The organism is Lichenibacterium dinghuense (genome assembly GCF_021730615.1).
Taxonomy (GTDB): domain Bacteria; phylum Pseudomonadota; class Alphaproteobacteria; order Rhizobiales; family Beijerinckiaceae; genus Lichenihabitans; species Lichenihabitans dinghuensis.
Genome location: NZ_JAJLMN010000001.1, coordinates 4198183 through 4224159, shown reverse-complemented (window position 1 = coordinate 4224159; position 25977 = coordinate 4198183). Strand labels below are relative to the sequence as shown.

Annotated in this window: 33 protein-coding genes, 2 tRNA genes and 1 pseudogene; 17 read left to right on the top strand and 19 right to left on the bottom strand. The window is 71.7% G+C overall.

Annotation, left to right across the window (positions count from 1 at the left end; genetic code table 11):
- Position 1: 1 nt before the first annotated feature.
- A complete protein-coding gene (locus L7N97_RS20100; RefSeq protein ID WP_237480052.1) occupies positions 2-943 on the bottom strand; it encodes an ion channel in 942 nt (313 codons plus the stop codon).
- 105 nt (positions 944-1048) lie between these two features.
- Between L7N97_RS20100 and L7N97_RS20095 the strand changes: the two genes are divergently transcribed.
- On the top strand, positions 1049-1798 hold the full coding sequence (locus L7N97_RS20095; protein ID WP_237480051.1) for an SDR family NAD(P)-dependent oxidoreductase: 750 nt from the start codon (positions 1049-1051) through the stop codon (positions 1796-1798).
- Between the two features lie 7 nt (positions 1799-1805).
- On the opposite strand, the gene L7N97_RS20090 is transcribed toward L7N97_RS20095, so the two are convergent.
- The 5 genes from L7N97_RS20090 to L7N97_RS20070 form a co-directional block, all read right to left on the bottom strand.
- Positions 1806-2651, bottom strand: coding sequence for a protein-L-isoaspartate O-methyltransferase family protein (locus L7N97_RS20090; RefSeq protein WP_237480050.1), 846 nt, complete (start codon positions 2649-2651; stop codon positions 1806-1808).
- Positions 2652-2683: 32 nt separating this feature from the next.
- Positions 2684-2893 carry a hypothetical protein gene (locus L7N97_RS20085; protein WP_237480049.1) on the bottom strand — a complete coding sequence of 70 codons (210 nt, stop codon included), beginning with the start codon at positions 2891-2893 and terminating at the stop codon, positions 2684-2686.
- Positions 2890-3126: a hypothetical protein gene (locus L7N97_RS20080; RefSeq protein WP_237480048.1), complete on the bottom strand. Its 237-nt coding sequence runs from the start codon at positions 3124-3126 to the stop codon at positions 2890-2892. Before L7N97_RS20080 ends, L7N97_RS20085 begins: the two co-directional genes overlap by 4 nt.
- Entirely contained in the window at positions 3123-3683 is a 561-nt protein-coding gene (locus L7N97_RS20075) for an RNA polymerase sigma factor (RefSeq protein WP_237480047.1), read from the bottom strand. The genes L7N97_RS20080 and L7N97_RS20075 overlap by 4 nt, the downstream gene beginning before the upstream one ends.
- Before the next feature lie 78 nt (positions 3684-3761).
- The gene (locus L7N97_RS20070; protein WP_237480046.1) at positions 3762-5039 is read right to left on the bottom strand and encodes a 3-phosphoshikimate 1-carboxyvinyltransferase; all 1278 of its coding nucleotides are present in this window, start codon (positions 5037-5039) and stop codon (positions 3762-3764) included.
- A gap of 77 nt (positions 5040-5116) precedes the next feature.
- On the opposite strand from L7N97_RS20070, the gene L7N97_RS20065 reads away from it, so the two are divergent.
- The gene (locus tag L7N97_RS20065) at positions 5117-5695 is read left to right on the top strand and encodes a nucleotidyltransferase family protein (protein ID WP_237480045.1); all 579 of its coding nucleotides are present in this window, start codon (positions 5117-5119) and stop codon (positions 5693-5695) included.
- Between the two features lie 193 nt (positions 5696-5888).
- On the opposite strand, the gene der is transcribed toward L7N97_RS20065, so the two are convergent.
- The 3 genes from der to L7N97_RS20050 all read right to left on the bottom strand — a co-directional run bounded on the left by der (position 5889) and on the right by L7N97_RS20050 (position 10790).
- Positions 5889-7277: a ribosome biogenesis GTPase Der gene (gene der, locus L7N97_RS20060; protein ID WP_237480044.1), complete on the bottom strand. Its 1389-nt coding sequence runs from the start codon at positions 7275-7277 to the stop codon at positions 5889-5891.
- Positions 7274-7996, bottom strand: a complete 723-nt coding sequence (locus tag L7N97_RS20055; protein WP_237480043.1) for a tetratricopeptide repeat protein — start codon at positions 7994-7996, stop codon at positions 7274-7276. Before L7N97_RS20055 ends, der begins: the two co-directional genes overlap by 4 nt.
- 130 nt (positions 7997-8126) lie before the next feature.
- Positions 8127-10790 (bottom strand): valine--tRNA ligase, encoded by a 2664-nt coding sequence (locus tag L7N97_RS20050; protein WP_237480042.1) that lies wholly within the window; start codon positions 10788-10790, stop codon positions 8127-8129.
- 603 nt (positions 10791-11393) lie between these two features.
- Between L7N97_RS20050 and L7N97_RS20045 the strand changes: the two genes are divergently transcribed.
- Positions 11394-11726, top strand: a complete 333-nt coding sequence (locus L7N97_RS20045) for a hypothetical protein (RefSeq protein WP_237480041.1) — start codon at positions 11394-11396, stop codon at positions 11724-11726.
- 67 nt (positions 11727-11793) lie between these two features.
- Entirely contained in the window at positions 11794-11985 is a 192-nt protein-coding gene (locus L7N97_RS20040) for a hypothetical protein (RefSeq protein ID WP_237480040.1), read from the top strand.
- Between the two features lie 443 nt (positions 11986-12428).
- On the opposite strand, the gene L7N97_RS20035 is transcribed toward L7N97_RS20040, so the two are convergent.
- A complete protein-coding gene (locus L7N97_RS20035; protein WP_237480039.1) occupies positions 12429-12692 on the bottom strand; it encodes a hypothetical protein in 264 nt (87 codons plus the stop codon).
- Positions 12693-12783: 91 nt separating this feature from the next.
- On the opposite strand from L7N97_RS20035, the gene L7N97_RS20030 reads away from it, so the two are divergent.
- The 9 genes from L7N97_RS20030 (at position 12784) to L7N97_RS19990 (ending at position 21200) form a co-directional block, all read left to right on the top strand.
- Positions 12784-13944: a GGDEF domain-containing protein gene (locus L7N97_RS20030; protein ID WP_237480038.1), complete on the top strand. Its 1161-nt coding sequence runs from the start codon at positions 12784-12786 to the stop codon at positions 13942-13944.
- 80 nt (positions 13945-14024) lie between these two features.
- On the top strand, positions 14025-14876 hold the full coding sequence (locus L7N97_RS20025) for a transporter substrate-binding domain-containing protein (protein ID WP_237480037.1): 852 nt from the start codon (positions 14025-14027) through the stop codon (positions 14874-14876).
- A 76-nt stretch (positions 14877-14952) separates the two neighbouring features.
- A complete protein-coding gene (locus L7N97_RS20020) occupies positions 14953-15612 on the top strand; it encodes an ABC transporter permease (protein ID WP_255722247.1) in 660 nt (219 codons plus the stop codon).
- Positions 15612-16343: an ABC transporter permease gene (locus L7N97_RS20015; protein WP_428981063.1), complete on the top strand. Its 732-nt coding sequence runs from the start codon at positions 15612-15614 to the stop codon at positions 16341-16343. The genes L7N97_RS20020 and L7N97_RS20015 overlap by 1 nt, the downstream gene beginning before the upstream one ends.
- Complete coding sequence (locus L7N97_RS20010) at positions 16343-17131, top strand: ABC transporter ATP-binding protein (protein ID WP_237480035.1); 789 nt, start codon at positions 16343-16345, stop codon at positions 17129-17131. Before L7N97_RS20015 ends, L7N97_RS20010 begins: the two co-directional genes overlap by 1 nt.
- A 28-nt stretch (positions 17132-17159) precedes the next feature.
- Entirely contained in the window at positions 17160-17945 is a 786-nt protein-coding gene (locus tag L7N97_RS20005; protein WP_237480034.1) for a HugZ family pyridoxamine 5'-phosphate oxidase, read from the top strand.
- A 510-nt stretch (positions 17946-18455) separates the two neighbouring features.
- A complete protein-coding gene (locus L7N97_RS20000; protein WP_428981012.1) occupies positions 18456-19064 on the top strand; it encodes a CarD family transcriptional regulator in 609 nt (202 codons plus the stop codon).
- A gap of 373 nt (positions 19065-19437) precedes the next feature.
- Positions 19438-21000 (top strand): 2-isopropylmalate synthase, encoded by a 1563-nt coding sequence (locus tag L7N97_RS19995; RefSeq protein WP_237480032.1) that lies wholly within the window; start codon positions 19438-19440, stop codon positions 20998-21000.
- A 124-nt stretch (positions 21001-21124) separates the two neighbouring features.
- Positions 21125-21200, top strand: a tRNA-Lys gene (locus L7N97_RS19990).
- Positions 21201-21253: 53 nt separating this feature from the next.
- Here L7N97_RS19990 and L7N97_RS30580 read toward each other — a convergent pair.
- The 3 genes and pseudogenes from L7N97_RS30580 to L7N97_RS19975 all read right to left on the bottom strand — a co-directional run.
- Positions 21254-21691 (bottom strand): annotated as a pseudogene (locus tag L7N97_RS30580) (IS5 family transposase); the annotation flags it as partial.
- The gene (locus L7N97_RS30575) at positions 21607-22023 is read right to left on the bottom strand and encodes a transposase (protein ID WP_428981011.1); all 417 of its coding nucleotides are present in this window, start codon (positions 22021-22023) and stop codon (positions 21607-21609) included. The gene L7N97_RS30575 and the pseudogene L7N97_RS30580, both read right to left, overlap by 85 nt.
- A 164-nt stretch (positions 22024-22187) precedes the next feature.
- On the bottom strand, positions 22188-22496 hold the full coding sequence (locus L7N97_RS19975; RefSeq protein WP_237480030.1) for a hypothetical protein: 309 nt from the start codon (positions 22494-22496) through the stop codon (positions 22188-22190).
- Between the two features lie 209 nt (positions 22497-22705).
- Between L7N97_RS19975 and L7N97_RS19970 the strand changes: the two genes are divergently transcribed.
- Positions 22706-22846 carry a hypothetical protein gene (locus L7N97_RS19970; RefSeq protein WP_237480029.1) on the top strand — a complete coding sequence of 47 codons (141 nt, stop codon included), beginning with the start codon at positions 22706-22708 and terminating at the stop codon, positions 22844-22846.
- 53 nt (positions 22847-22899) lie between these two features.
- Here the strand turns inward: L7N97_RS19970 and L7N97_RS19965 are convergent, their stop codons facing one another.
- The 3 genes from L7N97_RS19965 to L7N97_RS19960 all read right to left on the bottom strand — a co-directional run bounded on the left by L7N97_RS19965 (position 22900) and on the right by L7N97_RS19960 (position 23588).
- The gene (locus L7N97_RS19965) at positions 22900-23232 is read right to left on the bottom strand and encodes a hypothetical protein (RefSeq protein ID WP_237480028.1); all 333 of its coding nucleotides are present in this window, start codon (positions 23230-23232) and stop codon (positions 22900-22902) included.
- Positions 23233-23358: 126 nt separating this feature from the next.
- Complete coding sequence (locus L7N97_RS29870) at positions 23359-23487, bottom strand: hypothetical protein (protein WP_255721695.1); 129 nt, start codon at positions 23485-23487, stop codon at positions 23359-23361.
- Positions 23488-23512: 25 nt separating this feature from the next.
- Positions 23513-23588 (bottom strand) — tRNA-Phe (locus L7N97_RS19960).
- A 108-nt stretch (positions 23589-23696) separates the two neighbouring features.
- On the opposite strand from L7N97_RS19960, the gene L7N97_RS19955 reads away from it, so the two are divergent.
- Complete coding sequence (locus L7N97_RS19955) at positions 23697-23966, top strand: sulfurtransferase TusA family protein (RefSeq protein WP_237480027.1); 270 nt, start codon at positions 23697-23699, stop codon at positions 23964-23966.
- An 84-nt stretch (positions 23967-24050) separates the two neighbouring features.
- On the top strand, positions 24051-24314 hold the full coding sequence (locus L7N97_RS19950; protein WP_237480026.1) for a hypothetical protein: 264 nt from the start codon (positions 24051-24053) through the stop codon (positions 24312-24314).
- Between the two features lie 33 nt (positions 24315-24347).
- On the opposite strand, the gene L7N97_RS19945 is transcribed toward L7N97_RS19950, so the two are convergent.
- Genes L7N97_RS19945 through infA form a run of 3 tightly spaced genes read right to left on the bottom strand, consistent with a single transcriptional unit; the run spans position 24348 to position 25427 of the window.
- Positions 24348-24554, bottom strand: a complete 207-nt coding sequence (locus L7N97_RS19945; RefSeq protein ID WP_237480025.1) for a DNA gyrase inhibitor YacG — start codon at positions 24552-24554, stop codon at positions 24348-24350.
- A complete protein-coding gene (locus tag L7N97_RS19940; protein WP_237480024.1) occupies positions 24551-25198 on the bottom strand; it encodes a Maf-like protein in 648 nt (215 codons plus the stop codon). Before L7N97_RS19940 ends, L7N97_RS19945 begins: the two co-directional genes overlap by 4 nt.
- Before the next feature lie 10 nt (positions 25199-25208).
- Complete coding sequence (infA, locus tag L7N97_RS19935; protein WP_129218220.1) at positions 25209-25427, bottom strand: translation initiation factor IF-1; 219 nt, start codon at positions 25425-25427, stop codon at positions 25209-25211.
- Between the two features lie 208 nt (positions 25428-25635).
- On the opposite strand from infA, the gene L7N97_RS19930 reads away from it, so the two are divergent.
- Entirely contained in the window at positions 25636-25977 is a 342-nt protein-coding gene (locus L7N97_RS19930) for a hypothetical protein (protein WP_237480023.1), read from the top strand.

The window sequence follows — 25977 nt, the reverse complement described above, 5'->3', positions numbered from 1 at the left end:
CTCAGGGCTCGCGCCCGTCGGCCGCCGCGGCCACGGGCTCGACGTCGTGGAAGCGGTCGTAGTCGAGCAGCGTCAGCCCGTCCGGGCTGGTCGACAGGATGTCGGCGTAGCGGTGATCCCAGCGCAGGTCGGCGGCGAGGTAGTATTCGCTGGCCTGGACGGTCTGGCCCGAGGCCTCGTCGTGCCCGGTGATGACCACCATGAACATGACCTCCTCGCGGGTCAGGTCCTCCAGCGAGCGGCCCCGGAGCGGGCTCGCCGCGTCGATCGGGTGCAGGATGGTCCAGCTCAGGGCGAAGTTCGGGTTCTCCGAGCGCAGCACCCCGAGTTCGACGTAGCGCCGGAAATGCACGCCCTCGCGGGTGGTCTGCCCCTGCAGCATCCACAGCCGCGCCGTGGCGGAGGCCAGCACGTTGAGCCGCGCGTTGGCCACCCGCACGCCCAGCGTCCGCACCTCGTCGTGCGGGCCGATCACGAGGCTCCGCGCGAAGAGCAGCCGCGCCCGCGGGCGCGACATGCGCGCGAAGATCAGCCCCAGCATGGTGGCGGTGAAGAACAGCCCGGTGAACACCTCCGCGCTCACCAGGATGTGGCCGTAGCGCGTCTGCGGGAACAGCTCGCCGTAGCCCACCGTCGTCAGCGTCTCGGCGCTGAAGTAGAACAGGTTCTCGAAGTCGCCGCCGCTGTTGGCGACGCTGCCGGGGCTCAGACGGTAGAGCGCGGCGAAGACGGCGTTGATGGCGAGGAAGGTCGCGAGCAGGCCCGCGACGAAGACCGGCAGCCGCGCCGTCATGGCGACGTGGTAGACGTCGTTCCAGACGCTGGGCTTGAGGCCCGTCGTGTACACCTGCCGCCGGCCGATGGTGACGCTGCGGAGCCGGCGCGGGCGCCCCCTCCCGCTTCCGGCCGTCCCGAAGCGCCCCCGCGCTGATTCGTCGTTCATCGCCGCGGATCCGATCGCGCCGCGGGCGCCGCGGCGGCTTGCCTGCCGACACGCCCGTCGGTTAGCACAGACTATCCCTCGTCGCCCTCATCGTCAGGCTCCGCAATGTCGAATACCATGGAGGGCCGGCTGGCCCTGGTCACGGGCGCGTCGCGCGGCATCGGGCGCGCGGTGGCGCTCGACCTCGCCCGCGCCGGCGCCCACGTGGTGGCGCTGGCCCGCACGCAGGGCGCGCTGGAGGAGCTCGACGACGACGTCCGCCGCGTCGGCGGCGACGCCACGCTGGTGCCCTGCGACCTCAAGGATTCGGAGGCGCTCGACCGGCTCGGCGCCGCCCTGCACGAGCGCTGGGGCCACCTCGACGTGCTGGTGGCCAACGCCGGCGTGCTCGGCCCCATCACGCCGATCGGCCACGTCGACCCGAAGCAGTGGGACAACGTCGTGGCGGTGAACCTCACCGCCAACTACCGGCTGATCCGCTCGCTCGACCCGCTGCTGCGCGCCTCGGACGCCGGGCGCGCCGTCTTCGTCTCCTCCGCGGCCGGGCACCGGGCCGAGATGAAGCCCTATTGGGGGCCCTACGCCATCACCAAGGCGGCGCTCGACGCCATGGCGCGGACCTACGCGGCCGAGACCGCCACGACGTCCAACGTCGTCGTCACGGTGGTGAACCCCGGCCCGCTGCGCACCCGTATGCGCGCCGCCGCCATGCCGGGCGAGGACCCCGAGACGCTGAAGACGCCGGAGGAGCTGTCGCCCTCGATCGTGGCGCTCTGCTCGCCCGAGTTCCGCGACACCGGCAAGCTCTACGACTTCCCGACCGACCGCCTGCTGAGCTTCCAGGGCCCGGCCTGACGGGGGTTCAGCCCTTCGTCAGGCACCAGTCGCCGCCGTCGAGCCAGACGCGGTCGCCCGGCTCCGGCGGGCGCCGGTGGAGGCGCGTGACGTCCATGCCGCCGCGCCGCGCGAAGGCGTCGGCGAGCCGCGCCTCGCCGTCGGGGTCGCGCAGGCTGGCGCAGGGGAAGATGCCGGTCGGCGACACGTGGCGGGCCGCGAAGCCGGCGCCCTCGCGCGTGACGAGGAACACCGCGCCGCGCGTGCCTCCCTCTCCCCCGCCGGTGGTCAAGGGCAGCACGAGGCGGCCGCCGTCGCTCAGACCGTCGAGCCACCTGTCCGCCGGCCGCACCGCGCCGGCGTTGACGAAGACCACGTCGGCGGGCGCGAAGTCGACCTCGCTTCCGTCGCCCGCCAGCACGGTCACGCCGGGATCGTCGGCGAGGTTCGCCCGCGTCCGCGCCGCGAGCTCCGGGTCGACCTCGATGCCGGTGACGCGCCCGCCCGGCTTGGCGAGGCGGCGCATCACGGCCGTGTAGTAGCCCGTGCCGGTGCCGACGTGGACGACGTGGTCGCCGGGCCGCACGCCGGCGGCGTGGATCAGCGTGGCCAGAAACGAGGGCTGTCCGTTGTTGAGGCGCCGCGCCGGATCGATGGCCACGAGATCGTCCGTGTAGAGGTAGAGCGGGTCGGCGTCGGGCGTCACCCGGTACACGCCGCCGGCGCGCAGCACCTGCCACGGGCCGGGGCCGAGGAAGCGCTCGCGCGCCGTCGTGGCTAGCGCCGCCTCCAGGGCGGGGTCGCTCACCCCGGCCGCGGCCAGAACCTGCCGGGCATAGGCGCGGCGCAGGATCGCGAGGTCGTCGGGCGACATGGCGTGGTCTCCGATCATGAGGAGGGCCGGCGTCAACGCCGCCATCCGCGGTGGTCCGGCAGGTCGGCGCGCGTCAGGCTGATGTCGGCGAGTTGACGGTCGGAAAGACGGCCCGCGTCCGGCGGCCGGGCGCGGAACAGCCGGTGCAGGCTCGACAGCGCGAGGCCGAGGACGCCCGGCGGCGGCGAAGCCGTGAGCGAGGCGCGCGCCGGGCATGGCGCCGTGCCAGTACGCGACGTCACGGCTTCTTCTCCGGCCGGCCAATGGCCTCCGACGGAGGGCCGGGCGGGATGTCGGCCGCGGCCTCGTCCGACCGCGCCCGGCGCAGGCGCTGGCGCAGATCGTCGGCCGCCACCCTCGCGGCTGCCGGCGTGTGGCTGGCGAGCACCTCGTCCTCCGCCATGGCGAGCAGGTCGTCCGCGAGGGCCTCGACGAGGCGCTCGTGGGCGGACAGGATCGCGCCGTCCCGGCTCATAACTCGCCTCCGTCCGCGCCGCGCCGCAGCAGCGCCCGCCGCATGCGCCGGCGGGCCGTGTCGTAGGCGGTCGCGCCGAGGCCGTAGCGCGACCGGATCTCCTCGGCCGTCAGCCCCGCGGCAAGCCCGGCGACGATCTGCAATGCGACGGCGTCGCGCGCGAAGAGCCGGTCGATGTCGGCCAGCGCGCGGACGGCGGCGGCGACGCGCTCCGGGTCGGGCGCGGGGTCGGCTTGGCGCTCGACCTCCCCCGCGCCGCCGTCCGGCCGCACCATGATCGGGCGCTCGCGCCGGTGGCGGCGCCAATGGTCGTGGGCGACGCCCCGCATCGCCATCGCCAGCACGGCCACCAGGGACACGCCCTCCGGCCTCGCCCGCGCACCGTCGAGCAGGCGCAGCACCGCCTCGTTGAACAGGTCCGATCCGTCGACGCCCGGCAGGCCCCGCGCCCGCAGGCGGGCGATGGCGCGCAGGCGCAGGAGGTCGGCATCGCCGAGGTTCGCGACCTTGGCGGCGAGGTCGGGGGGCGGGATTGGCCTCTGCAGGGTGATCGGCACGGCGCGTCCGCGGTGGGCGTGGTCTCACCCGATCATGCGCTGCACGGGGCGGGACGCGGACAGCGAGCCCTGAAAATTCTATGCGGGATCTGCAGACTCCAGCCCTACCCCCAGCGACGCGAGCGCGTCCCAGTAGCCCGGATAGGTCTTCGCCACGCAGCCGGGGTCCAGCACCGTGATGCCGCGCAGCTTCAGCCCCGCGAGGGCGAAGCTCATGGCGATGCGGTGGTCCGCGTAGGTCTCGATCCGCGTCGGCAGCGCCTGGCCGGCGAGGCCGGGGTCGGAGGCGACGAGGAGGTCGTCGCCCTCCTCGCGCGCGAGGCCGGGGCGGATGCGGGCGAGCTCGGTCGACAGGGCGCGCGTGCGGTCGCATTCCTTGACGCGCAGGTTCTCGATGCCGGTGAAGCGCACGGGCTCAGCGTTGAAGGCGGCCAGCACGGCCAGCGTCGGCACGGCGTCCTGCATCTGCGAGCCGTCGATGGCGGCCGGCATGTGGGGGAACAGGTCGATCACCGCCTTGGCGCGCGCGTCGGGCTGGGTGAAGGCGTCGGCGGCGGTGCCGAGGTCGATGGCGCCGCCGGTCAGCTTCTGGGCCGCCCACAGGTAGGTCGCGGCCGAGGCGTCGGGCTCGACGTGGAAGTCGGCGGCGCGATAGCCCGTCGGCCGCACCGCCCAGATGGTGGCGTCGCGCTGCACAACCTCGGCGCCGAAGCTCCGCATGGCGGCGAGCGTGAGGTCGACGTAGCCGCGCGCGCCGATCTCGGCGCCCGTGAGCGCCACCTCGACCTCGCCCTCGCCGAGCGCGCCCATCATCAGCAGCGCCGACACGTACTGGCTCGACAGGCCGGCGTCGATGGCGACGCGACCGGCCGGCACGCGGCCCCGGCCCCGAACGGTGACGGGCGGGCAGCCGCTCGGCGCCGCGACGTCGAGGCCGAGCGCGGCCAGCGCCTCGACGAGCGGGCGGATCGGCCGCTTGCGCATGTGGGCGTCGCCGTCCACCACCACGGTGCCGTCGACCGCCGCCACGGCCGCGGTGAGGAAGCGCGTCGCCGTGCCGGCGTTGCCGAGGAACAGCGGGCCGGCGGGCGGGCGCAGGCTGCCGTCGCCGGTGACCACGAATTCCGTGTCGCCCGGCTCGTCGACCCGCACCCCCATGGCGCGCAGGGCGTCCGCCATCAGCCGCGTGTCGTCGCTCTTCAGCGCGCCGGTGAGGCGGCTCGTGCCGCGGGCGAGGCCGGCGAGCAGCAGCGCGCGGTTGGTGATGCTCTTCGAGCCCGGCGGCGACACGCGCCCGCGCAGCGGCCCGGCGGGCGGCACCACCGTGACGGCGAGGCTTCTGAGGTCGAAGGGCATCGGGCAGTCTCCGGACAAGGTCGATGCGTCATAGGGAGGGGCACGGCGCCGGGGCAAGCCCGCGATGGAGGCCGGGGATGACGCCGGACGAGTTCACGCGCGCGGTGCGCCGCAACCCCGGCGTCGCCGCCCTGCTCGGCCGCCTGCCGGACCTCGGCCTGCCGCAGTGCCACCTCGCCGCCGTCTGCCTGTTCCAGACGGTGTGGAACGTCGAGGCCGGCCACCCGGCGGCTCGGGGCATCCGCGACCACGACGTCTTCTATTGTGACGCCGACACGTCGTGGGAAGCGGAGGACCGGGCGATCCGCCGCGCCGCGGCGCTCGGCGCCGAGCTCGGCCTCGCGCTGGAGGTCCGCAACCAGGCGCGGGTGCACCTCTGGTACGAGCGGCGCTTCGGCGAGCCGCGCGCGCCCCTCCGCTCCGTCCGGGACGGGATCGACGGCTTCCTCGTGGCCTGCACGGCCGTGGGCATCGCGGCCGACACGGGCGAGGTCTACGCGCCCTACGGCCTCGCCGACCTCGCGGCCGGCGTGCTGCGCGTCAACCCGCGCCACCCGCGCCCGGCGCTGTTCCGCGCCAAGGCCGAGGACTACCGCGCGCGCTGGCCGTGGCTCACGATCGTGGACGGGGGTGAGACCGGCGGCGAAGGGCTGTAATCCACGACCTCACTCATCCTGAGCCGGGCCTGAAAGGCCCGTGTCGAAGCGCCTGCCCCGAATTCACCGAGGGGACGCAGGCGCCCTCCGCTTCAGCAGCGGCCCGCTCCTGCGTCCTTCGACACGGGCGCTCCGCGCCCGGCTCAGGATGAGGGAGGTTGAAGATTTCAGGCCGCTGAACCGGGTATGAGCTCTACCGCCGCCGCTTGTCGTAGGGGTTGTCGCCCTGGCGCAGCACCATGCGGATCGGGATGCCGGGCAGGTCCATGGTCTCGCGCAAGCCGTTGACGAGGTAGCGCTGGTAGGACTTCGGCAGGCCGGCGAGCTGGTTGCCGAAGATCACGAAGGTCGGCGGCCGGGCCTTGGCCTGGGTCATGTAGCGGATCTTGATGCGGCGGCCGCTGACGGCTGGCGGCGGGTTGGCGTCGAGCGCCGCGGAAAGCCAGCGGTTGATGCGCGAGGTCGACAGGCGGCGGTTCCAGGTCTCGGCGACGCGGAAGCAGGCTTCCAGCAGCTTGTCGAGCCCGAAGCCGTCGCGGCCCGACACGGGCACCACCGGCACGCCGCGGATCTGCGGCAGCAGGCGCTCGGCCGACTCGCGCATCTCCGAGAGTTTGGAGCCGCGCGCCTCGATCAGGTCCCACTTGTTGACGCCGATCACGACGGCGCGGCCTTCGCGCTCGGCCAGAGACGCGATGGTGAGGTCCTGCTTCTCGAAGGGGATCGTGGCGTCGAGCAGCACGACCACCACCTCGGCGAACTGCACGGCGCGGATCGAGTCGGCGGCGGCGAGCTTCTCGACCTTGTCCTCGATGCGGGCGCGCTTGCGCAGGCCGGCCGTGTCGAAGACCTTGAGGTCGCGGTCGCGCCACTTGAACTCGATGCCGATCGAATCGCGGGTGATGCCGGGCTCGGGGCCGGTCAGGAGCCGGTCCTCGCCGAGCCAGGCGTTGAGCAAGGTCGACTTGCCGGCGTTGGGCCGGCCCACGACCGCGATGCGCAGCGGCTTGGTGGGGTCGAACTCCGTGCCGTCCTCGTCCTCGCCGAGCACGAGGGGCGCGGCCTCCTCCTCGGCCGGGGAAGGAGCGTCCTTCGGCAGCACGGCCGCGAGCGCGTCGTAGAGGTCGATCATGCCCTCGTTGTGCTCGGCCGAGATCGCCACCGGCGTGCCGAGGCCGAGGCTGTGCGCCTCGAGCGCGCCCGACTCGCCCGCGCGCCCCTCCGCCTTGTTGGCCACCACGATGATGGGCTTGTCGGCGCGCCGCACGAGGCCGGCGAAGTGGCTGTCCATCGGGGTGACGCCGACGCGGCTGTCGATCACGAACAGGATCACGTCGGCATCCGCCACCGCGATCTCGGTCTGCTGGCGCATGCGCCCTTCGAGCGTCGACTCGGCGGCGTCGTCGAGGCCGGCCGTGTCGATCAGGGTGAAGTCGGCGTCGAACAGCGACGCCTCGCCCTCGCGGCGGTCGCGCGTCACGCCGGGCTGGTCGTCGACCAGCGCCAGCTTCTTGCCGACGAGCCGGTTGAACAGCGTGGACTTGCCGACGTTGGGCCGGCCGATGATGGCGACCTTGCTCATGGCTTCACCGCCGGCTCGGCGCCGTCGGCGGGCTTCGCCGCGGGGATGGCGGCCGCGGCCGCCGCCGGCGTGGCGGTCTTGCCGGCGCGGATCACGCCGAGCATGAAGCCCGCGCGCTGGCGGCTGTCGGGCGAGGCGAGCGGGTCGGCCTCGATCTCGTCGAGGCGCTTGCCGGCCGCGGCGTCGTCGCCGCGCTTGAGCGCCGCCGCGGCCAGCATCTCGCGCGCGACGGAGCGGAACGGCGAGTTGGCGTCGGCCAGCGGGCCGAGGCGGCGGTCGAGTTCCGCCGTCTCCGCGGTGTCGACCACGAGGAGGCCGGCGCGGAGGGACGCGATGTCGCGCAGCTCCTGCGGCACGCCCGCGTCGGCCGCGATGGCGTCGAAGCCCTTCACGGCCGCGGGCGCGTCGGTGCGGCCGAGCTCGCCCGCGGCGCGGAAGCGCGCCAGCGTGCGGTATCCGGCGGGGCCGTCCTGCGCCAGGGCGTCGAGCCCGGCCAGCGACGCCTTGGGGTCGGCCGCGTAGGCGTCGACCGCCTCGAAGTAGCGGGCGCCGGCCGCCTCGGCCTGCTGCTGGCGATGGTACTGGTTGAAGCGCCAGCCGCCGGCGGCGGCCAGGATCAGGACCGCGACGGCGAGCAGCGGGATCCAGTAGCGCGACAGGAAGCGCCGGAACTGGTCCTGGCGGTATTCCTCGTCGACCTCGCGGATGAAATCGGACATCGTTCTGGCTGGTTCTCGCGGGCTACGCAGGCTCTGGAGCGCGTTCCTAGCAGATCCGCGCGGCCGAAAGGCAAGGGAATGGTCGAAGCGCCCCCTCTCCCCCCGCGGGAGAGGGGGCGGTCCCGCCCGGTCAGATCAGGGACAGCGCGGCCCGGAGCCGCTCGGCCTCGGCCTCCAGGGCGACGAGGCGGCCGCGGTTGGTCTCGATCACCTCGGGCTTGGCCTTGGCCACGAAGGCCTCGTCGGCGAGGCGCGCCGACACCGAGCCCGCGTCCTTGAGCGCCTTGGCGAGCTCCTTCTCGAGCCGCGCCCGCTCCTTGGCGAAGTCGACCACGTCGCCGAGCGGCAGCAGGTAGTCGGTGCCGTCGACGGCGAGCCGCACCGACCCCTCGGGCGCTTCCCCGGCGACGTCGATGCCGGACAGGTTGGCGAGGCGGCGGATCTGCGGGCCGAAGCGGTCGAGCAGCGCGCGCGCCGCGTCGGACGGCGCGGACACGAGCAGCGGCACGGGCTTGCCGGGCGCGACCTTGAGCTCGCTGCGCACGGAGCGGATGCGCGACACCAGCGCGATCACGCCCTCGACCTGCGCATGCGCCTCCGAGCGGGCCGGCAGGGCCTCGAAGTCCGGCAGCTGCGCCGCCGTCAGCGCCTCGCCCGGCGCGCTGCCGTCCCACAGCGCCTCCGTCACGAAGGGCATGAAGGGATTGAGGAGCTGCAGGACCGTCCGGAGGCACCAGGCCACCACGGCGCGCGTGTCGTCGGCCGCCGCGGCGTCCTCGCCCGTCAGGGCGATCTTGGCGAACTCGACGTACCAGTCGCAGAACGTGTCGCGCACGAAGGCCTGGAGGCCCGTCGCGGCGTCCGAGAAGCGGTACTCGTCGAGCGAGGCGAGCGTGCGGCGCGCCACCGCGGCGAGCTCCGCCACGATCCAGGCGTCGATGGGGTTGGCGGGCGAGGCCGGCACCGGCGCGGCCGCGCCGCGGCAGCCGTCGAAGCAGCGGTAGAAGCCCGCGAAGCGGGCCGCGTTCCACAGCTTGTTGGCGAAGAGCCGCGCCGGGCGCACGGCGTCGGGCGACAGGCGGATGTCCTGGCCGTGGCCGCACAGGATCATCATCGTCATGCGCGTGGCGTCGGCCCCGTGCTGCCGGATGAGGTCCTGCGGGTCGATGACGTTGCCCTTGGTCTTCGACATCTTCTGGCCCTGCGCGTCGCGCACGAGGCCGTGCATGTAGATGTCGCGGAACGGGGCCGGGCCCTGGAAGTGGATCGACTGCATCATCATCCGGGCGACCCAGAAGAAGATGATATCGAAGCCGGTGACGAGCAGGTCCTGGGGGTAGTAGCGGGCGAGTTCGGGCGTGGCCTCCGGCCAGCCCAGCGTCGCGAAGGGCCACAGCGCGGAGGAGAACCACGTGTCGAGGATGTCGGGGTCGCGGGTGAGCGCCGCGTCGCGGCCGTAGTGGGCGCGCGCGAGATCGGCGGCCTCGGCCTCCGACTCGGCCACGAAGATCTCGCCGTCCTCGCCGTACCAGGCGGGGATCTGGTGGCCGTACCAGAGCTGGCGGCTGATGCACCAGGGCTCGATGTTGTCCATCCAGCGGTGGAACACGTTGGCCCAGTTGGCGGGCACGAAGGTGGTCTCGCCCGAGCGCACGGCGGCGCCGGCCGCGGCGGCGAGGCCCTCGGTCTTCATGAACCACTGGTCCGTGATGCGCGGCTCCAGCACCACGCCCGAACGCTCGCCGAAGGGCTGCGGCACGATCTTGGGCTCGATCCGCTCGATCAGCCCGAGCGCGTCGAGCGCTTCCACGGCGGCGCGCCGCGCCTCGAAGCGGTCGAGGCCGCGGTACGGCTCCGGCACGGCGTCGTTCATGCGCCCGTCGACCGTCATGACGTCGAGCGGCACGAGGCCGTGGCGCTGGCCGACCGCGTGGTCGTTGAAGTCGTGGGCCGGGGTGATCTTCACGGCGCCGGAGCCCTGCTCCGGGTCGGCGTGGTCGTCGGCGATGATCGGGATGGTGCGCCTCGTCAGCGGCAGCGCGACGAGCGTGCCGACGAGGTCGCGATAGCGCTCGTCGGCGCCGTTCACCGCGACGGCCTGGTCGCCAAACAGCGTCTCCGGCCGCGTGGTGGCGACCACGACGTGGCGCGACGGATCCTCAACCAGGGGATAGCGGATGTGCCAAAGGTGCCCCTCGACCTCGCGCGTCTCGACCTCGAGGTCGGACACGGCGGTGCGGAACTTCGGGTCCCAGTTCACGAGCCGCGTGCCGCGGTGGATCAGCCCCTCGCGGTACATGGACACGAAGACGCGCATCACCGCGCGGGTGATGACGGGGTCGAGCGTGAAGCGCTCGCGCGACCAGTCCGGCGTGCAGCCGAGTCGGCGGAGCTGGCCCTGGATGGCGCCGGCCGACTGGTCGCGCCACGCCTCGGCGCGCTTGAGGAACTCCTCGCGGCCGAGCGTGAAGCGCGTGTCGCCCGTCTTGGCGAGCTCGCGCTCGACGACGAAATGGGTCGCGATGGAGGCGTGGTCGGTGCCGGGCAGCCACAGCACGTCGTAGCCGCGCTGGCGCTTGTGGCGCACCACCACGTCCTGCAGCGTCATGTCGAGCGCGTGGCCGATGTGGAGCTGGCCCGTGACGTTGGGCGGCGGCATGACGAGCGAGAACTTCGGCTTCGACGACGCCACGTCGGCGCGGCCCACGCCGGCCTCGACCCAGCGCTCGACGAGGCCGGGCTCGATCGCCTCGGGGTCGAAGTGGGCGGGAAGGCTCGACGTGTCAGCGGTCATCATGGGACTCCGGACCGCCGGCCAAGGGTCGGCCCGGACGATCGCCTCGCCCGGCGAACATCGCGGGCCGGCAGGGGGATTAGCAGATCGGGGCGAGGAGCGCAGCCGAAACACGGACCCGCGAGGCGGTGGTGGCGCTCGGAACTGAAAGGGAGAAAGCGACAGTCGGACTGTCATTCACCATCGGAACTTGATGGTGCCCGAACGCTGGATGGTAGAACAGAAAGAAACGGTAGCTCACAGCCGGTGGCAGGACAAGCGCCCTCCGTTGATCTCAGATCGGTATCGGGACTGAGTATCAGACCTGTCAGAGTGCATCGATGCTCAGCCGAGAGAGCGCGGGTGGCCTGAGCTCGAGGCGGGACCGCTGAAACCGACAGAGCCGCCCACCTCACGGGGAGCGACCGAGGCCAGGGAGGAGGAGACCAAGGAGGGCAAGCGCTCGGAGGCGCGCCGCCGCTCGGCGTGAAACGTGCCGGCGGTGGATGTCGGCGAGGGGGACAGCTGCCGATCCAGGTGAGCGGTTCCGGTCAGCATCGATGCCGGAGGTGCCCCGAAGCGGAAAAACGCCGCGCCTCGAGGGACGAAGAAGCCGAGGAGGGAGTGGACCGGCGCGGAGCAGGTTTTGGCGCGGCCGCGGCGGCCTCGGAGGTGGACCTCGACGGCGCGGCCGCGACCTGCGATGGGGGGCAGCACGCGACGAAGGGGGACGGAATGCCAGAGGCGAGGACCATGACGATCGGGGACGTGATCAACGTCACCGAGCAGCTGCACGCGGACCTGCTGACCGCGACCGCGGCGCAGGATCCCGAGATCGTGCACACGTCGATCATCGCCGCCGTCGAGGGCCTGCTCGGCTGCGTTCGGACGCTCGCCCGGGAGATCATCAAAGTCGAGATCGAGGGCGTCGAGACATCGCTACCCGCCCCGGAATAGCGTTCGCGGGGCCTGCGACGGCACAAGGCTCCGCCCCGCGCGTTGGGCGCGCGAGGGAGTTCCGAGGATGCCGAAGTTCAAGGTGACGGTTGCGGACGAGGCCGGCCGCAAGCTCTACGACGAGACGATCGAGGCCGAGGGGCCGCGCGAGGCCTGCAGGATCGCGGCCGAGGAATCCGCGACGCTGGAAGCGCCGGACCACATCGGAGGGGCGGCCGCGGGCATCGAGGCGACGATGAGGGACTCAGTCGTCGACTGACCGAGAAGAACCCGAGACCGTCCGGCGCCGCAATAGAGACGGGTGATCGCCAGAATCGGCCACCCCAGCCTCAGAGCCGGTTTGTGTCGTCTCATGCTGCTGTTTTCAGGGTCGGCCGTGGGCAGTCGCGATCCTGCATGCTCCTCGGCACGATGGCGGGCGCCGTCGTCCGGCCACGCTCTCGGCGGCGTCGAAGCCGCACGGTCCTCCCACCGGGATGGCCTCGACCGACTGCGTGTCCACCACGGCCTGGCGCGGGTCGTGCTCCCGGCGCCGCGGCCGGGCCACGCGGCGCATCAGGCCTCGGGCAGACCTTTCTCGCCCCAGCGCCGGAACCGGCCGTGGACCGTGCGCCAGTGCGTATAGCCCGCCGGCAGGGCTCGCGCTGCGAGGCGGGTTCACCTGCGCCAGCGACGCCGCCACATGGCCGACCGCGAGCATCGTCACCATGCTCTTCGCGCCGGCTCTTCTGACAGATGAGGATCAGACGCGGAGGCAAATGAGTAAACGATCATCGTAACCGCAAGCATCGACGCTCCGACGGCGAACACGTCGATTGGGCACGTAACGCTGTCGACCGCCTCGTCGAGGAGATCGAGCAGTTCAGGCGCGTTGCCACCCGACAGGACGAGCTGCCCGCAAACGTCATGGGCTTCGCGAAGCTCGCAGCCATGGCGATCTGGCTCGGACAGAAAGATCGTCACCATCCCCGAGGCCGGGAGCCTGACGCAGCGTTCGCGATTCCTCAACCGTCCTGTTCCACAGTGTCGTTCAAGACGACAATCCCCGGACGCCCGCATGCTGTCTCGCGCCGCCACCGCTTCGAGCGAGATCGAGCTGAAGCTCGCCCTCCGCGCCGAACTGGTGGACCGCCTCTTCTCCAACGCCGTGTCGATCGGCGCCATGGGCACGCTGTTCACGCTGTTCGGCCTGCTCGTCGCCTCGCGCATGGGGGATCCGCTGCTGGCCGGCCTCGTCGTGGCGGGCGGACTCGCGGCGGCGGCGCACGTCGCCGTGGTGCGGCTGTACCGCGGGGCGCCACGCACGGGCGCCGAACTGTCGCGGTGGGAGTCGCGCTACGCCGCCGCGGGCTTCGGCAGCGCGGCCTTCGTGGGCCTCGCCGCCGCGCGCACCTTCCTCAGCGACGACCTCGGCAGCGCCATGCTGATGACGGGCCTCATCTTCGGCTATGCCGCCGGCACCATGGCGCGCGCCGCCACCCGGCCCTGGGTCACCGCGCCCCGCATGCTGGTGCTGGTGGCGGCTCCCGTGGCGGTGCTGCTGTCGCGCCACGACCTGCTGTTCGCCGCCCAGGCGCTGCTGCTCGTGCTGTTCCTCGTCACCGGCCTCGAGACCATGATGTCGCTCCACCGGCAGGCCGTGACGGAGATCGACACCTCGCTGCGCCGCCGCGACAGCGCCCGCCGCGACGCGCTGACCGGCCTCGCGAACCGCCTGTCGCTCGACGAGGTCCTGGCGGACCGCGCCGCCCACGCCGCCGCGGCCGGCCGCTGCATCGCCGTCCACTGCCTCGACCTCGACGGCTTCAAGGTCGTCAACGACACCCACGGCCACGCGGCCGGGGACCTGCTGCTGCAGGCCGTCGCCGACCGCCTCCTGGCCCTGGTCCGGCCCGACGACCTCGTGGCGAGGCTCGGCGGCGACGAGTTCGTCCTGGTGCAGGCCCAGGTCGCGGATGGGCTCGCGGCCGAGCGCCTCGCGGCCGCCGTCGTCGAGGCGCTCGGGCGGCCCTACCGCTTGGGCGACCGGGACCTCCGGGTCAGCGCGAGCGTGGGCGTGGCCGTCGGCGCGCGGTCGGGCGCGACCCCGGCGGCGCTGATGGCCGAGGCCGACGCCGCGCTCTACGCCAGCAAGGCGCGGGGCCGCGGCCGCCACACCGTCCGCCGCGCCACGCCGCCCGCGTCGCACGACGTGTCGGCGCTGCTGCTGGTGTCTTGACGCCGGACGCGCGCGGCCCGACGCTTGCAATCATCCGACCCGTCGGACGCCGCCCGGCGCCGCGCTGAAAAGGACCCACCATGTCGCGCATCGCGCTCCTGGCCTCGGCCGCCCTCGCCGCCGTCCTGGCCGTCGCACCGGCCTCCGCCAAGGACTGGACCAAGGTGACGATCGCCACCGAGGGCGCCTATGAGCCCTGGAACTTCGTGCAGCCGGACGGCAAGCTGGCCGGCTTCGAGATCGACCTCGCCCACGACCTCTGCGCCAGGATGAAGGTCGAGTGCACGGTCGTGCAGAACGACTGGGACGGCATGATCCCCGCGCTCAACGCGGGCAAGTTCGACGCCATCATGGCCGGCATGAGCATCACCGGGAAGCGCCTGCAGGTGATCGACTTCTCCCGGTCCTACGCGGCCGGGCCCTCGGGCTTCCTCGTGCCCAAGGCCAGCGACCTCGCCAAGCTGCCCGGCACGGGCGAGATCCTGTCCATGGGGACTGAGGAGGCCAAGGCCAAGCCGGTCATCGACGGCATGCGGGCGCTGCTCAAGGGCAAGTCGATCGGCGTGCAGGTGGCCACCATCCAGGCCAACTTCGTGCACCACTACTTCGACGACGTCGCCACCGTGCAGGAATACAAGACGGCCGAGCAGAACGACCTCGACCTGATGGCGGGGCGGCTCGACGCCTCCTTCGCCGAGGAATCCGTCCAGCTCGCCACCCTGGCCAAGCCCGACGCCAAGGATCTGACCATCGCGGGCGCCGAGTTCCGCGGCGGCCCCGACCTCGGCGAGGGCACCGGCGTCGGCATCCGCAAGAACGAGCCCGAGCTGAAGGCGATGTTCGACAAGGCCATCGCGGCCGAGATCGCGGACGGCTCGCTGAAGAAGCTCCAGGACAAGTGGTTCAAGCTCGACATGATGCCGCCGAGCTGATGCGGCGCCCCGACGCCCTCCGCCCGTGATCGACCTCGCGCTCTTCGGCTTCGGCCCGACGGGCTGGGGCGCCGCCATGCTGCGAGCCACGCTGATGACGCTCGCCGTCACGGTCGCGGCGATGCTGATCGGCGCGGCCCTCGGCGCCGCCGTCGCGGCCGCCAAGCTGTCCGACCGTCGCGCGCTCCGCGCCGCCGCCGACGCCTACACGACGGTGCTGCGCGGCGTGCCGGAGCTGCTCGTCATCTACCTCGTCTACTTCGGCGGCAGCGCCCTCGTGACCGAGGCCGCGGCCGCGATGGGCGTGCAGGGCTTCCTCGGCCTGCCGTCCTTCCTGGCGGGGTCGCTGGCCTGCGGCCTCACCTCGGCGGCCTACCAGGCGGAGGTGTACCGCGGCGCCGCGCTGGCGGTGCCGCGCGGCCAGGGGGAGGCGGCCCGCGCGCTCGGCATGGGCGCGCTCCTGCGCTTCCGCCGCATCCTCGCGCCGCAGATCCTCGCCGTGGCGCTGCCCGGCCTCGGCAACGTGTGGCAGCTCGCCCTCAAGGAATCGGCGCTGATCTCGGTGACGGGCCTCGTCGAGCTGCTGCGCCAGAGCCAGATCGGCGCCGGCTCGACGCACCAGCCCTTCAGCTTCTACATCGCCGCCGGCCTGCTCTACCTCGCCCTCACGACGGGCTCGACGCTGCTCTTCGACCGGGCGGAATGGCGCCTGACGCGCTCGGCGCGACGCCCGTGATCGACCTCGACTTCCTCCGCGGCACGTCGCTCGCGCTGCTCCGCGGCCTGCCGCTGACGCTCAAACTCTTCCTCGCCTCGGCCGCGGCGGGGCTCGTTCTCGCCGGCCTGATCGCCTTCATGCGCGCGCGGGGCCGGGTCGCCCGCGGGCTCGCCACGGCCTACGTCTTCGTGTTCCGCGGCACGCCGCTGCTGGTGCAGCTCTTCCTCGTCTATTACGGGCTGAGCCAGTTCCCCGCCGTCCGCCACAGCTTCGCCTGGCCGTTCCTGCGCGACCCGTTCTGGTGCGCGGTGCTGACCCTGTCGCTGAACACCGGCGCCTACACGAGCGAGATCATCCGCGGCGCGCTGGCGGCCGTGCCGCAGGGCCAGGTCGAGGCCGCGCGGGCCTGCGGCATGCCGCGCGGGCTGGTGTTCCGCCGCGTCGTCGCGCCGATCGCCCTGCGCCAGGCGCTGCCGAGCTACAGCACCGAGCTGATCCTGATGACGAAGGCGACCTCGCTCGCCTCCATCGTGACGCTGAAGGAGACGATGTTCATCGCCGCCGCGGTCAACAACGAGACCTATCGCGCCATCGAGGTCTTCCTCTGCGCGGGCGCGATCTACCTCGCGCTCAACATCCTGCTGTCGCGCGCGATCGCGCTCGTCGAATGGCGCCTGTCGCCCCACCTCCGCCGCCCGCCCGACGCCCTGCCGGGCCTCGACACGCCGCCCATCCTCGGGACCGCCTGATGACCCATGCCCCGCAGAAGCCGTGCGCCCTCTCGGTCAAGGACCTGCGCAAGACCTTCGGCGCGCTGGAGGTGCTGCGCGGCATCTCGCTCGACGCGCACGGGGGCGACGTCATCTCGATCCTGGGCGCCAGCGGCTCGGGCAAGAGCACGTTCCTGCGCTGCATCAACCTCCTGGAGACGCCGGACAGCGGCGAGGTCAGGCTCGGCGACGAGGTGATCCGCATGAAGCGGGGCCGCGACGGCAAGGCGGGGCCGGCCGACCGCCGCCAGGTCGACCGCATCCGCTCGCGCCTCGGCATGGTGTTCCAGAGCTTCAACCTGTGGAGCCACATGACGATCCTGCAGAACGTCATCGAGGCCCCGGTGCACGTGCTCGGCCGCCCCAAGGCGGACTGCGTGGCCGAGGCCGAGGAGCTGCTCGCCAAGGTCGGCATCGCCGAGAAGCGCCACCACTACCCGTCGCACCTGTCGGGCGGGCAGCAGCAGCGGGCCGCCATCGCCCGCGCGCTGGCGATGCGGCCGGACGTGATGCTGTTCGACGAGCCCACCTCGGCGCTCGACCCGGAGCTCGTCGGCGAGGTGCTGCGGGTGATGCGGGCGCTCGCCGCGGAAGGCCGCACCATGCTGGTGGTGACGCACGAGATCGGCTTCGCCCGCGAGGTGTCGGACCGCGTGATGTTCCTGCGGGAAGGGCTCGTCGACTGCGAGGGGCCGCCCTGCGACCTCTTCGGCAGCGCCGGCTCCGAGCGGTTCAGGACTTTCATCGCCCGCCATGCTACGAACTGACGTCACGGTCGGGAGGCGGTGAGGGCTCATGAGCGACGACGCGTTTCCCCCGGCCGCCGACCCCGCCCCGCCGGCCGGGCGACCCGGCGACCAGCGCTACGACCCGCGCGCCGAAGCCCGGCACCTGCTGCGCACGGTGCGCTCCGGCGCGCTGGCGACCCTGACGGCGGACGGCGACCCCTATGCCAGCCTCGTCACCGTGGCGACGCTGCCGGACGGCAGCCCGGTGCTGCCGCTCTCCACCCTGGCGGTGCACACGCAGCACCTGATGGCCGACCCGCGCTGCTCGCTGCTGCTCGACAGCGCCGGGGTGGGCGACCCCCTGGTCCACCCGCGGCTGACCGTCACGGCCCGCGCCGTGAAGGCCACGGCGGAGGAGCGCGCTGCCTGGCGCTCGCGCTTCCTGCGCCGCCACCCGAAGGCGGAGCTCTACGTCGACTTCGGCGACTTCTCGTTCTGGCGGCTCGACATGCGGGGGGCCCGCATTATCGGCGGCTTCGGCCGCATCAACATGCTGGGCGCCTCCGACCTCGTCACCGACACGGCCGGGGCGGAAGCCCTGCTCGACGCCGCCGATCGCTCGCTCGACCACATGAACGCCGACCACGCGGACGCGCTGAAGCTCTACGCCACGGCGCTCTGCGGCGCGCCGGACGGGGACTGGCGCATCGTCGGCCTCGACCCGGAGGGCATCGACCTGGGGTGGCGGGACAGCACCCTGCGGCTCGCGTTTCCCGCGCGCGTCGCCGATCCCGCGGCGCTGCGGCGGCAGCTCGTCGCCTGGGTCGACGAGGCCAGGGCGCGGAGCGCGTGAGCGCCGGCGGAAACCTGTTGACCTTACGGCAGGTCCGCTGTTGGTTCCGCGATCGGGCGCCGTTTCCTCATTGATTTTTCAGCACTGTGCTGTTAGGGTCACGGGCGATCGGCGATAAGCGCGAGCTGTTGCGATCCGGTGAACGGCGCCGCTCGTCGGGGCCTCTGCGGGGCGCCTCCGGGGGTCATGCTTAACCGGACGTTCCGGCTTCTTCAACGCCGAACTCGGCCGGGCCGCATTCTTTCGCGTTCCGCGTCCTTCGGAAGCTGACGACACAGAAGAACGGCCCTGGAACACCCGCGTGGCTCGCCACGGCGGGCGAACCCGGCCCGCAACAGCGAACGGATCAACGTGACTCAGAAATCAGCCCCCTCCCCGGTCGAAGCGGAAGCCACGCCGGTTGCCGCCGAGAAGGTCGCCCCGCCGCGCGCCAAGTCCTCCTTCGGCTCGCCGGGCTCCCGTCCGGGGTTTCCGTCCAAGACGATCCGTTCCCAGCCGGGCGCGCAACAGGTGAAAGCCGAATCGGGCAAATCGGTGGCCAAGGCCCCGGGGTCGCGCCAGGGCTTCAAGGCCGGCGAGTTCATCGTCTATCCGGCGCACGGCGTCGGCGAGATCGTGGCCATCGAGGAGGAGGAGGTCGCCGGCTTCAAGCTCGAGCTCTTCGTCATCTCCTTCGCCAAGGACAAGATGAAGCTCAAGGTGCCGCTGCCGAAGGTGGCCTCCGTGGGCATGCGCAAGCTCAGCGAGCCCGAGGCCGTGCAGAAGGGCCTCGACACGCTGGCCGGGCGGGCGCGCATCAAGCGCACCATGTGGTCGCGCCGCGCGCAGGAATACGAGGCCAAGATCAACTCCGGCGACCTCATCGCCGTGGCCGAGGTGGTCCGCGACCTGTACCGCTCCGACGCGCAGCCCGAGCAGTCCTATTCCGAACGCCAGCTCTACGAGGCGGCGCTCGACCGCCTGGCGCGGGAGATCGCGGCCGTGCAGAAGCTGACCGACACCGAGGTGCTCAAACTCATCGAGTCGCAGCTCCAGAAGAGCCCGCGCCGCTCCAAGGCCGAGGTGGAGGCGGATGCCGAGGCCGACGATGCCGAAGGCGACGTCGAGGAAGCCGCCTGAGCGGCTTCCGTCTCCGGCACCGATCCAAGCCCGGGCTCGCGCCCGGGCTTTTTCGTTCGCGGCCGCCCGCCGCGCCTCCTCCGAGGTCGACGCGCGAAAAGCCGCCTTGATCTTCGGCCCGCGGCGCCTTATGCGGTCGGCGATGGCCCGACGTCCGGCTCGGGCCCGATCGAGGCACGGCGTGGCGGCTTCCGCTCACCATCCGACCCGACTGCAGGTGGCGCGCCGCGCCGCCCCCCTTCCGCTCGCCCTTCTCCTTAGCCGCCCCTGAGCGCCGGCCGGGCTCCGTGCCCGGGCGTTCAGGGGATCGCGCGAGCCACCATCCCATCCTTTCCCGGGCCGCGTCGCCGCGCCCGCCCTTCCAGGCCTCACCATGACTCAGACCTCCCCCGCGTCCGACCGCGTCCTGATCTTCGACACCACCCTGCGCGACGGCGAGCAGTGCCCCGGCGCCACCATGACCTTCGAGGACAAGATCGAGGTCGCCCACCTGCTCGACGAGATGGGCGTGGACATCATCGAGGCCGGCTTCCCGATCGCCTCCGAGGGCGACTTCGAGGCCGTCTCCGAGATCGCCCGCCAGGTGAAGCGCGCCACCGTGGCGGGTCTCGCCCGCGCCATCGAGGGCGACATCGCCCGCGCCGGCGCCGCGGTGCGCCACGCGGAGCGCCCCCGCATCCACACCTTCGTGTCGACCTCGCCGATCCACCTCGCGCATCAGATGCGCAAGAGCGAGGACGAGGTGGTGGAGATCATCGCCCGCACGGTGGCGCAGGCCCGCGGCCTCGTCGAGGACGTCGAATGGTCCGCCATGGACGCGACCCGCACGCCGATCGACTACCTGTGCCGCTGCGTCGAGACGGCCATCCGCGCCGGCGCCACCACGATCAACCTGCCCGACACGGTCGGCTACGCGACGCCGGCCGAATACATGTCGATGTTCCGGCAGGTGCGCGAGCGCGTGCCGGGCGCCGACAGGGCGGTCTTCTCGGTCCACTGCCACGACGACCTCGGCCTCGCCGTCGCCAACACCCTGGCCGGCATCGAGGGGGGCGCCCGGCAGGTCGAGTGCACCATCAACGGCATCGGCGAGCGGGCCGGCAACGCCGCGCTGGAGGAGGTCGTCATGGCGATCCGCACCCGGCGCGACGTGCTGCCCTACGCGACCGGCGTCGACACCACCATGCTGACCCGCGCCTCGAAGCGCCTGTCGGCGGTGACCTCCTTCCCCGTGCAGTACAACAAGGCGATCGTCGGCCGGAACGCCTTCGCGCACGAGAGCGGCATCCACCAGGACGGCATGCTGAAGAACGCCGAAACCTACGAGATCATGACGCCGGAGAGCGTCGGCGTGACCAAGACCTCGCTGGTGATGGGCAAGCATTCCGGCCGCGCGGCCTTCAAGGACAAGCTGCGCGACCTCGGCTATTCCCTGGGCGACAACGCCCTGCAGGACGCCTTCAAGCGCTTCAAGGACCTCGCCGACCGCAAGAAGCACGTCTACGACGAGGACATCGTCGCCATCGTGGACGAGGAGATCGGCAGCGCCCACGAGCGCGTGACGCTGGAAGCGCTGACCTCGATCTCGGGCACGGCCGGCCCGTCGACCGCCACGCTGACCCTGGCCGTCGAGGGCGCGCACCGCACCACCCAGGCGACCGGCAACGGCCCCGTCGACGCCATCTTCAACGGCATCCGCGCGCTGGAGCCCCACGCGGCGGAGCTCGAGCTGTTCCAGATCCACGCCGTCACGGAGGGCACCGACGCGCAGGCCGAGGTGACGGTGCGCCTCGGCGTCGAGGGCCGGGCCTTCACGGGCCGCGGCGCCGACCCCGACACGATGGTGGCCTGCGCGCGCGCCTACCTCGCCGCGCTGAACAAGCTGCAGGCCTGGTCGAGCCGCGGCTCCGCCCAGAGCGCCATGAAGCTCGGCTGACTTATCCACAGCCCGCCGCGGCGCCTGCCGCCGCCGCGGGCTTTCCGGCAAAAACCGCTTTACAGCCCCGACGCTCCCCCCTATACCCCGCTCATCGGCGGCGCAGACAGCGCCCCGGTGGTTCGGGTGATTAGCTCAGTTGGTAGAGCAGCTGACTCTTAATCAGCGGGTCGTAGGTTCGAGCCCTACATCACCCACCAAATTAAGTCAGCAGCTTAGCTCTCAAATCGCGCAGTAGCTGCTTCCGGAAAATCTAGGCGGTGTGGACGAATTTGACCAAGCACAGTCCTGCGGCGAAAGCGACGATGGATCGGAAGTTTCTTGCGGTCTTCTCGCATCGGAGGGCGACGCGCTTGAAGCGCTTCAGCCGACCGATGCCCTGCTCGATGCGGGCCCGGGCCTTGTAAAGGGTGCGAGCGAAGAAGGCCGGCTTGTTCTTCTCGTTCGCTTTGTGGGGGATCACAGGGGCGATACCGCGCGTCCTCGCGGCGTCTCGGTTGGCTTTGCTGGCATAGCCCTTGTCGCAGATCACGGCACGGGGCTGAAGATCGGGGCCGATGTCGAGCAGGGTTTCGAAGTGTCGCCCGTCGGAAGCTTCACCGCCGGTCAGATCAAAGGCGATGATGTCGCCGGAAGCGTCGGACTTGGCATGGATCTTCGTGGTGAAGCCGCCGCGAGAGCGACCGAGGGCTTGTCCGTGCTGCCCCCTTTTGCGCCGGCTGCCGACACATGGGCGCGCACGATAGTCGAGTCGAACATCTGAACGAGATGAGCGGTGTCGCTCATCGACGCGAGCGTGTCGAAGAAGGCTTCGAACACGCCGGCCTGGCTTAACCGATCAAACCGCTTCCACACGCTGTTCCACAAACCGAAGCACTCGGGCAAAGCGCGCCAGCGAACATTTTCGACGCTGAAAAAATGAAGCGCTTCAAGAAAAAGCCGATCATCTGTTGCCTTCCGTCCCCGCCGGGGAAGGCAGGCGCGGAACACCGCGAGTGTATGCGTCCAGTCTTGCTCCGTCATTCGCGTCGACATCGATCTCACCCCCCGAATGCCTCGGGGCATGAGAATCAGACCTGAGCCAGCAAGGGAATCCCCAAAAGCGTTGCTGCTCTAAATTCGTCCACACGGCCTAGCATCGAAAGCATGTCGGAAGCGACGTCGTATCGTAATTTTCGATCCGGCTTTCAGCCGACCACGCATCGCAGATCCCCGCCGCACAACTCCGCCAGCTTGAGCATGCGCTGTTGTCGCCGTCCGTGCTCGTCGTCCCAAGCGATCTCCGTCCAGATGATGGCCTTGAGGTCGCTTAAATCGTGCTCGTCAACGTTCGCCAGCATGACGACGGGCGGCATGATCGACATCTGCACGTCGCCCCCTGCCCCGCGCTGAACGACGTTGGGCCGCGGCTCGAACTGCAAGAAGTCGCACCGGACGTCGAGCGTCCGGACCGGATCGCCGATGCACCGACTCGTGAAAAAGACAGTTCGTCCCATGCTTGCGTCCTCCAGCCATGAGGATCGCACGATCGGAAGCAGTTTCGAAAGCGCCCCGACGGAGCCGGACGGGGCGCCCCCAGTTTCCGCTCAACTTGAGCAGAAATCCTCAGGCTGCAATCCGGCTCTCCGAATGCCCGCCGCGCCAGCGCCGCCACCAGCCTGAGTAGCACCACCGCCTGCGCGCTGGGCTCCCCTGCGCGGCCCGCTTGGTCCTCGGCGTGGGCCAGCACGGCGGCCACGTCGTCGGGCGACGACATGCCGTCCAGCGCTGCGGCGAAGGCCTCGGCGGCGCCGTGCTCCTCATCAGCGGCCGCGTCGCAGGCCGGCGCGGCGTCGGCGCGGCGTGAGGCCGCCGCGTACCGCTGGATGGCCCGTGCGAGGTCGAACGAGACGACGGATGTCATGCGAGCACCCCGCCGCATACGCGCTCGGCGTCCTCGGCCAGCGACTGCGCCAGGGCGGCGCTCTCCAGCACGTCGTAGCTGAGCGAGTCGAGGTAGCCCTTCGCCTTGGCCTTCACGCCGGCGAGGCCGACGGCCGGCACGTCGACCATGCACAGCATCAGCTGCTCGGCGTGCCGCAGCCGCCTGTTCTGGTCGTCCTCGTCGTCCACTGGCTCTAGCGCGTAGGCGACGCCGTCGAGCCGAAGCGCGGCGAGTTGCGTCGGCAGATCGACCGCCTGGTAGATGCCATTGCGGCTTGCGACGTCGCCGCGTCTGAGGTGGGCCGTCACTTGGCGAAACTGGAAGCGGAGAATGGCTCCTTGGCGCGCCGGCTCGAAGCGATGGAGACTCCGGACGCAGTCACGCTGCACCCGCGTACCATCGAGAGCTATATAGCGGAGGTCGACACGCTCGCATCAACCCTGGCGGCCGGGAAGAACGCGGAAGCAGTCGGGATCGTGCAAGAAGCGGTCGACCACATCAAGGTCTATCGGCGCCGCAAGAACGGTCCGGTCGAGTTCGACATCGCTGAAACTGTAGAGCACCTACTATTCCCGCAGATGGGTTTAGTGGTGCCCGAGGGCGGATTCGAACCACCGACACTGCGATTTTCAGTCGCATGCTCTACCAACTGAGCTACTCGGGCGTCTCGGGGCCCGTCCGGGCCGCGACTGAGGGGCTTATACGGACGGCGCCCGGGCTTGTCCAGGCCCTTTCGACGGCCCTGTGGACGAGGCATGGTCGGAGCGACGGCGTGAGGACGGGCGGGGCGCGGGCGATGGCGGACGGCGACGGGGTGGAGACCGGAGAGACGCTCGACCTGCGCGGCCTGAAGTGCCCCCTCCCCGTCCTGCGGACCCGCCGGGCGCTGCTCGGCCTGCGTCCCGGCCAGTTGCTCGTGGTGCGCTGCACAGACCCCCTGGCGGGGCTGGACATCCCCAACCTCGTGCGGGAAACCGGCGACACCCTGCTCGACGCGACGCGGGACGCGCGCGTCTCGCAGTTCACGATCCGTAAAGCCTGACGACGGCGGACGACCTCGCCGCCGCCGGATCAAATCGGCACAGCCCGCGTTGACGCCGAACAGAAACAAAAAGGCATCGAAGCGGTGAAACTGACAGCCTACGCAGTCCTCATCTGCGCGATGGCGGCCCCTTCGGCCGCTTTCGCCCAGCAACATGCCGGCAGCGCCGAGGATCAACTGGCCTGCACGCCCGACGTCTACCGCCTCTGCGCGAGCAACATCCCGGACGAGGACGCCATCACGGCGTGCCTGCGCCAGCACAAGCCGCAGCTCAGCGCCGGCTGCAAGGCCGTGTTCTCCCGGCCCGACACGGCCGCGGCCCCGAAGAAGAACGACGACGACGATTGAGCGCCGCACGGGCGCCGGCGGGGCGGCCCCGGCTCACTCCGGGTCGGGGCTGTCGCGCATGTCCTCGTCGATCTCGACGGGCACGCGGTAGCCCTCGCCGAGCCAGCGGTGCAGGTCGACGTCGGCGCAGCGCTTCGAGCAGAAGGGCTTGAACTCGGGCGTCGCCGCGCGCCCGCAGATGGGGCAGCGGCGCTTGGCGGCCGGCGGCGCGCCGCCGTTGTCGTTCGCGGCGCCGCTCACCGCGGGCCCGCCCAGGCGGCGTGGACGGGGAACCCCTCGCCGGCGAGCAGCGACACGGTCTCGTAGAGCGGCAGCCCCACGACCCCCGTGTAGGAGCCGACGAGCTTGACCACGAAGCTCGACGCAAAGCCCTGCACGGCGTAGCCGCCAGCCTTGCCGTTCCATTCGCCGCTGTCGAGGTAGGCGCCCATCTCGGCTCCCGACAGCCGCTTGAAGCGCACGCGCGTTTCCACGAGGCGGTGGCGCCGGCCGCCGCGGGGCGTGAGCAGCGTGACGCCGGTGTGGACGCGATGGGCGCGCCCCGACAGGAGGCGCAGGCAGCCCTCGGCCTCGTCGCGGGTCTCGCATTTCGGCAGGATGCGGCGGCCGACGCTCACGACCGTGTCGGCGGCGAGGACGAAGGCGCCTCCGAGGTCGCCGCGCGCTTCGGCGGCCGCGGCCGCGGCCTCCGCCTTGCCGGCTGCGAGGCGCGCCGCGAGCACGCGGGGCAGCTCGGAGCGCTCGGGCGTCTCGTCGATGTCGGCGGGGAGCAGCGCTTGGGGCTCGACGCCGACCTGCTGGAGCAGCGCCAGGCGGCGGGGCGACGCGGAAGCGAGGATCAGCCGCGGCGGCGCCGGGTCGCGTTCCCGTGCGAAGCCGATCACCGGCCCGGCCTCACTTGAACCGGTACGTGATTCGGCCCTTGGTGAGGTCGTAGGGGGTCATCTCGACGAGAACGCGGTCGCCCGTCAGCACGCGGATCCGGTTCTTGCGCATCTTGCCGGCCGTGTGGGCGGTGATCTCGTGTTCGTTCTCGAGCTTCACGCGAAACATCGCGTTCGGCAGCAGTTCCGTCACCGTGCCGGGGAACTCGAGCAGCTCTTCCTTCGCCATATGATCCGTTCTTTCGAGCGCCGCGGATTGTCCTCCACGAGGCGTTGCGCCGCCGAAACGGCGGCGACATGCGGCGCGGCGCCGGGAGGCACCGCGTCTAGCCGGCGGACCCTACTGGAGATCGCCGCGTTTGTGAACCGGAGATGGGGACGGCGGCGCCGTCCCGGAAGACGCCCCGGCGAGGGCGGCCGATCGAGGAGATCCCGCCATGGCGAGACGGCGACGGACGGCGGCGACGCCCTTCGGCCTGTGGGCCGACGCGATGGCGACCGGGGTCGCCACGGCGGTGACGCTGTCGGTGCGCGTGCCGCAGCTCCTGGCGGGCACCATGACGGCCGCCGAATCGACCCGCATGGTCGCCGAGAAGGCCGCGGCGGCCGGCGAAGGCCTCCTGGCGGGCTCGGCCGCGGCGGCGCGGGTCGCGGCGAGGCGGCTCGCGCGCCTGGCGCCGCACCGCGCGGTGGAGGACGCGCTGGAGATCGCCGAAGCCATGTCCCGCCCCGCCCGCCGCAGGGTCAAGGCCAATGCCGCGCGCCTGTCGAAGCGCTGA

Coding starts and splice junctions, on each gene's coding strand:
- L7N97_RS20040 (WP_237480040.1), top strand. CDS start 11,794: ATGCCGAAGTTCAAGGTGACGGTTGCGGACGAGGCCGGCCGCAAGCTC.
- L7N97_RS20095 (WP_237480051.1), top strand. CDS start 1,049: ATGTCGAATACCATGGAGGGCCGGCTGGCCCTGGTCACGGGCGCGTCG.
- L7N97_RS20020 (WP_255722247.1), top strand. CDS start 14,953: ATGCTGCGAGCCACGCTGATGACGCTCGCCGTCACGGTCGCGGCGATG.
- L7N97_RS20090 (WP_237480050.1), bottom strand. CDS start 2,651: ATGTCGCCCGACGACCTCGCGATCCTGCGCCGCGCCTATGCCCGGCAG.
- L7N97_RS20070 (WP_237480046.1), bottom strand. CDS start 5,039: ATGCCCTTCGACCTCAGAAGCCTCGCCGTCACGGTGGTGCCGCCCGCC.
- L7N97_RS20005 (WP_237480034.1), top strand. CDS start 17,160: ATGAGCGACGACGCGTTTCCCCCGGCCGCCGACCCCGCCCCGCCGGCC.
- L7N97_RS19930 (WP_237480023.1), top strand. CDS start 25,636: ATGGCGAGACGGCGACGGACGGCGGCGACGCCCTTCGGCCTGTGGGCC.
- L7N97_RS20025 (WP_237480037.1), top strand. CDS start 14,025: ATGTCGCGCATCGCGCTCCTGGCCTCGGCCGCCCTCGCCGCCGTCCTG.
- infA (WP_129218220.1), bottom strand. CDS start 25,427: ATGGCGAAGGAAGAGCTGCTCGAGTTCCCCGGCACGGTGACGGAACTG.
- L7N97_RS19995 (WP_237480032.1), top strand. CDS start 19,438: ATGACTCAGACCTCCCCCGCGTCCGACCGCGTCCTGATCTTCGACACC.
- L7N97_RS20055 (WP_237480043.1), bottom strand. CDS start 7,996: ATGTCCGATTTCATCCGCGAGGTCGACGAGGAATACCGCCAGGACCAG.
- L7N97_RS20065 (WP_237480045.1), top strand. CDS start 5,117: ATGACGCCGGACGAGTTCACGCGCGCGGTGCGCCGCAACCCCGGCGTC.
- L7N97_RS20035 (WP_237480039.1), bottom strand. CDS start 12,692: ATGGTGACGATCTTTCTGTCCGAGCCAGATCGCCATGGCTGCGAGCTT.
- L7N97_RS20030 (WP_237480038.1), top strand. CDS start 12,784: ATGCTGTCTCGCGCCGCCACCGCTTCGAGCGAGATCGAGCTGAAGCTC.
- L7N97_RS20100 (WP_237480052.1), bottom strand. CDS start 943: ATGAACGACGAATCAGCGCGGGGGCGCTTCGGGACGGCCGGAAGCGGG.
- der (WP_237480044.1), bottom strand. CDS start 7,277: ATGAGCAAGGTCGCCATCATCGGCCGGCCCAACGTCGGCAAGTCCACG.
- L7N97_RS20080 (WP_237480048.1), bottom strand. CDS start 3,126: ATGAGCCGGGACGGCGCGATCCTGTCCGCCCACGAGCGCCTCGTCGAG.
- L7N97_RS30575 (WP_428981011.1), bottom strand. CDS start 22,023: ATGACGGAGCAAGACTGGACGCATACACTCGCGGTGTTCCGCGCCTGC.
- L7N97_RS20050 (WP_237480042.1), bottom strand. CDS start 10,790: ATGACCGCTGACACGTCGAGCCTTCCCGCCCACTTCGACCCCGAGGCG.
- L7N97_RS20010 (WP_237480035.1), top strand. CDS start 16,343: ATGACCCATGCCCCGCAGAAGCCGTGCGCCCTCTCGGTCAAGGACCTG.
- L7N97_RS19975 (WP_237480030.1), bottom strand. CDS start 22,496: ATGGGACGAACTGTCTTTTTCACGAGTCGGTGCATCGGCGATCCGGTC.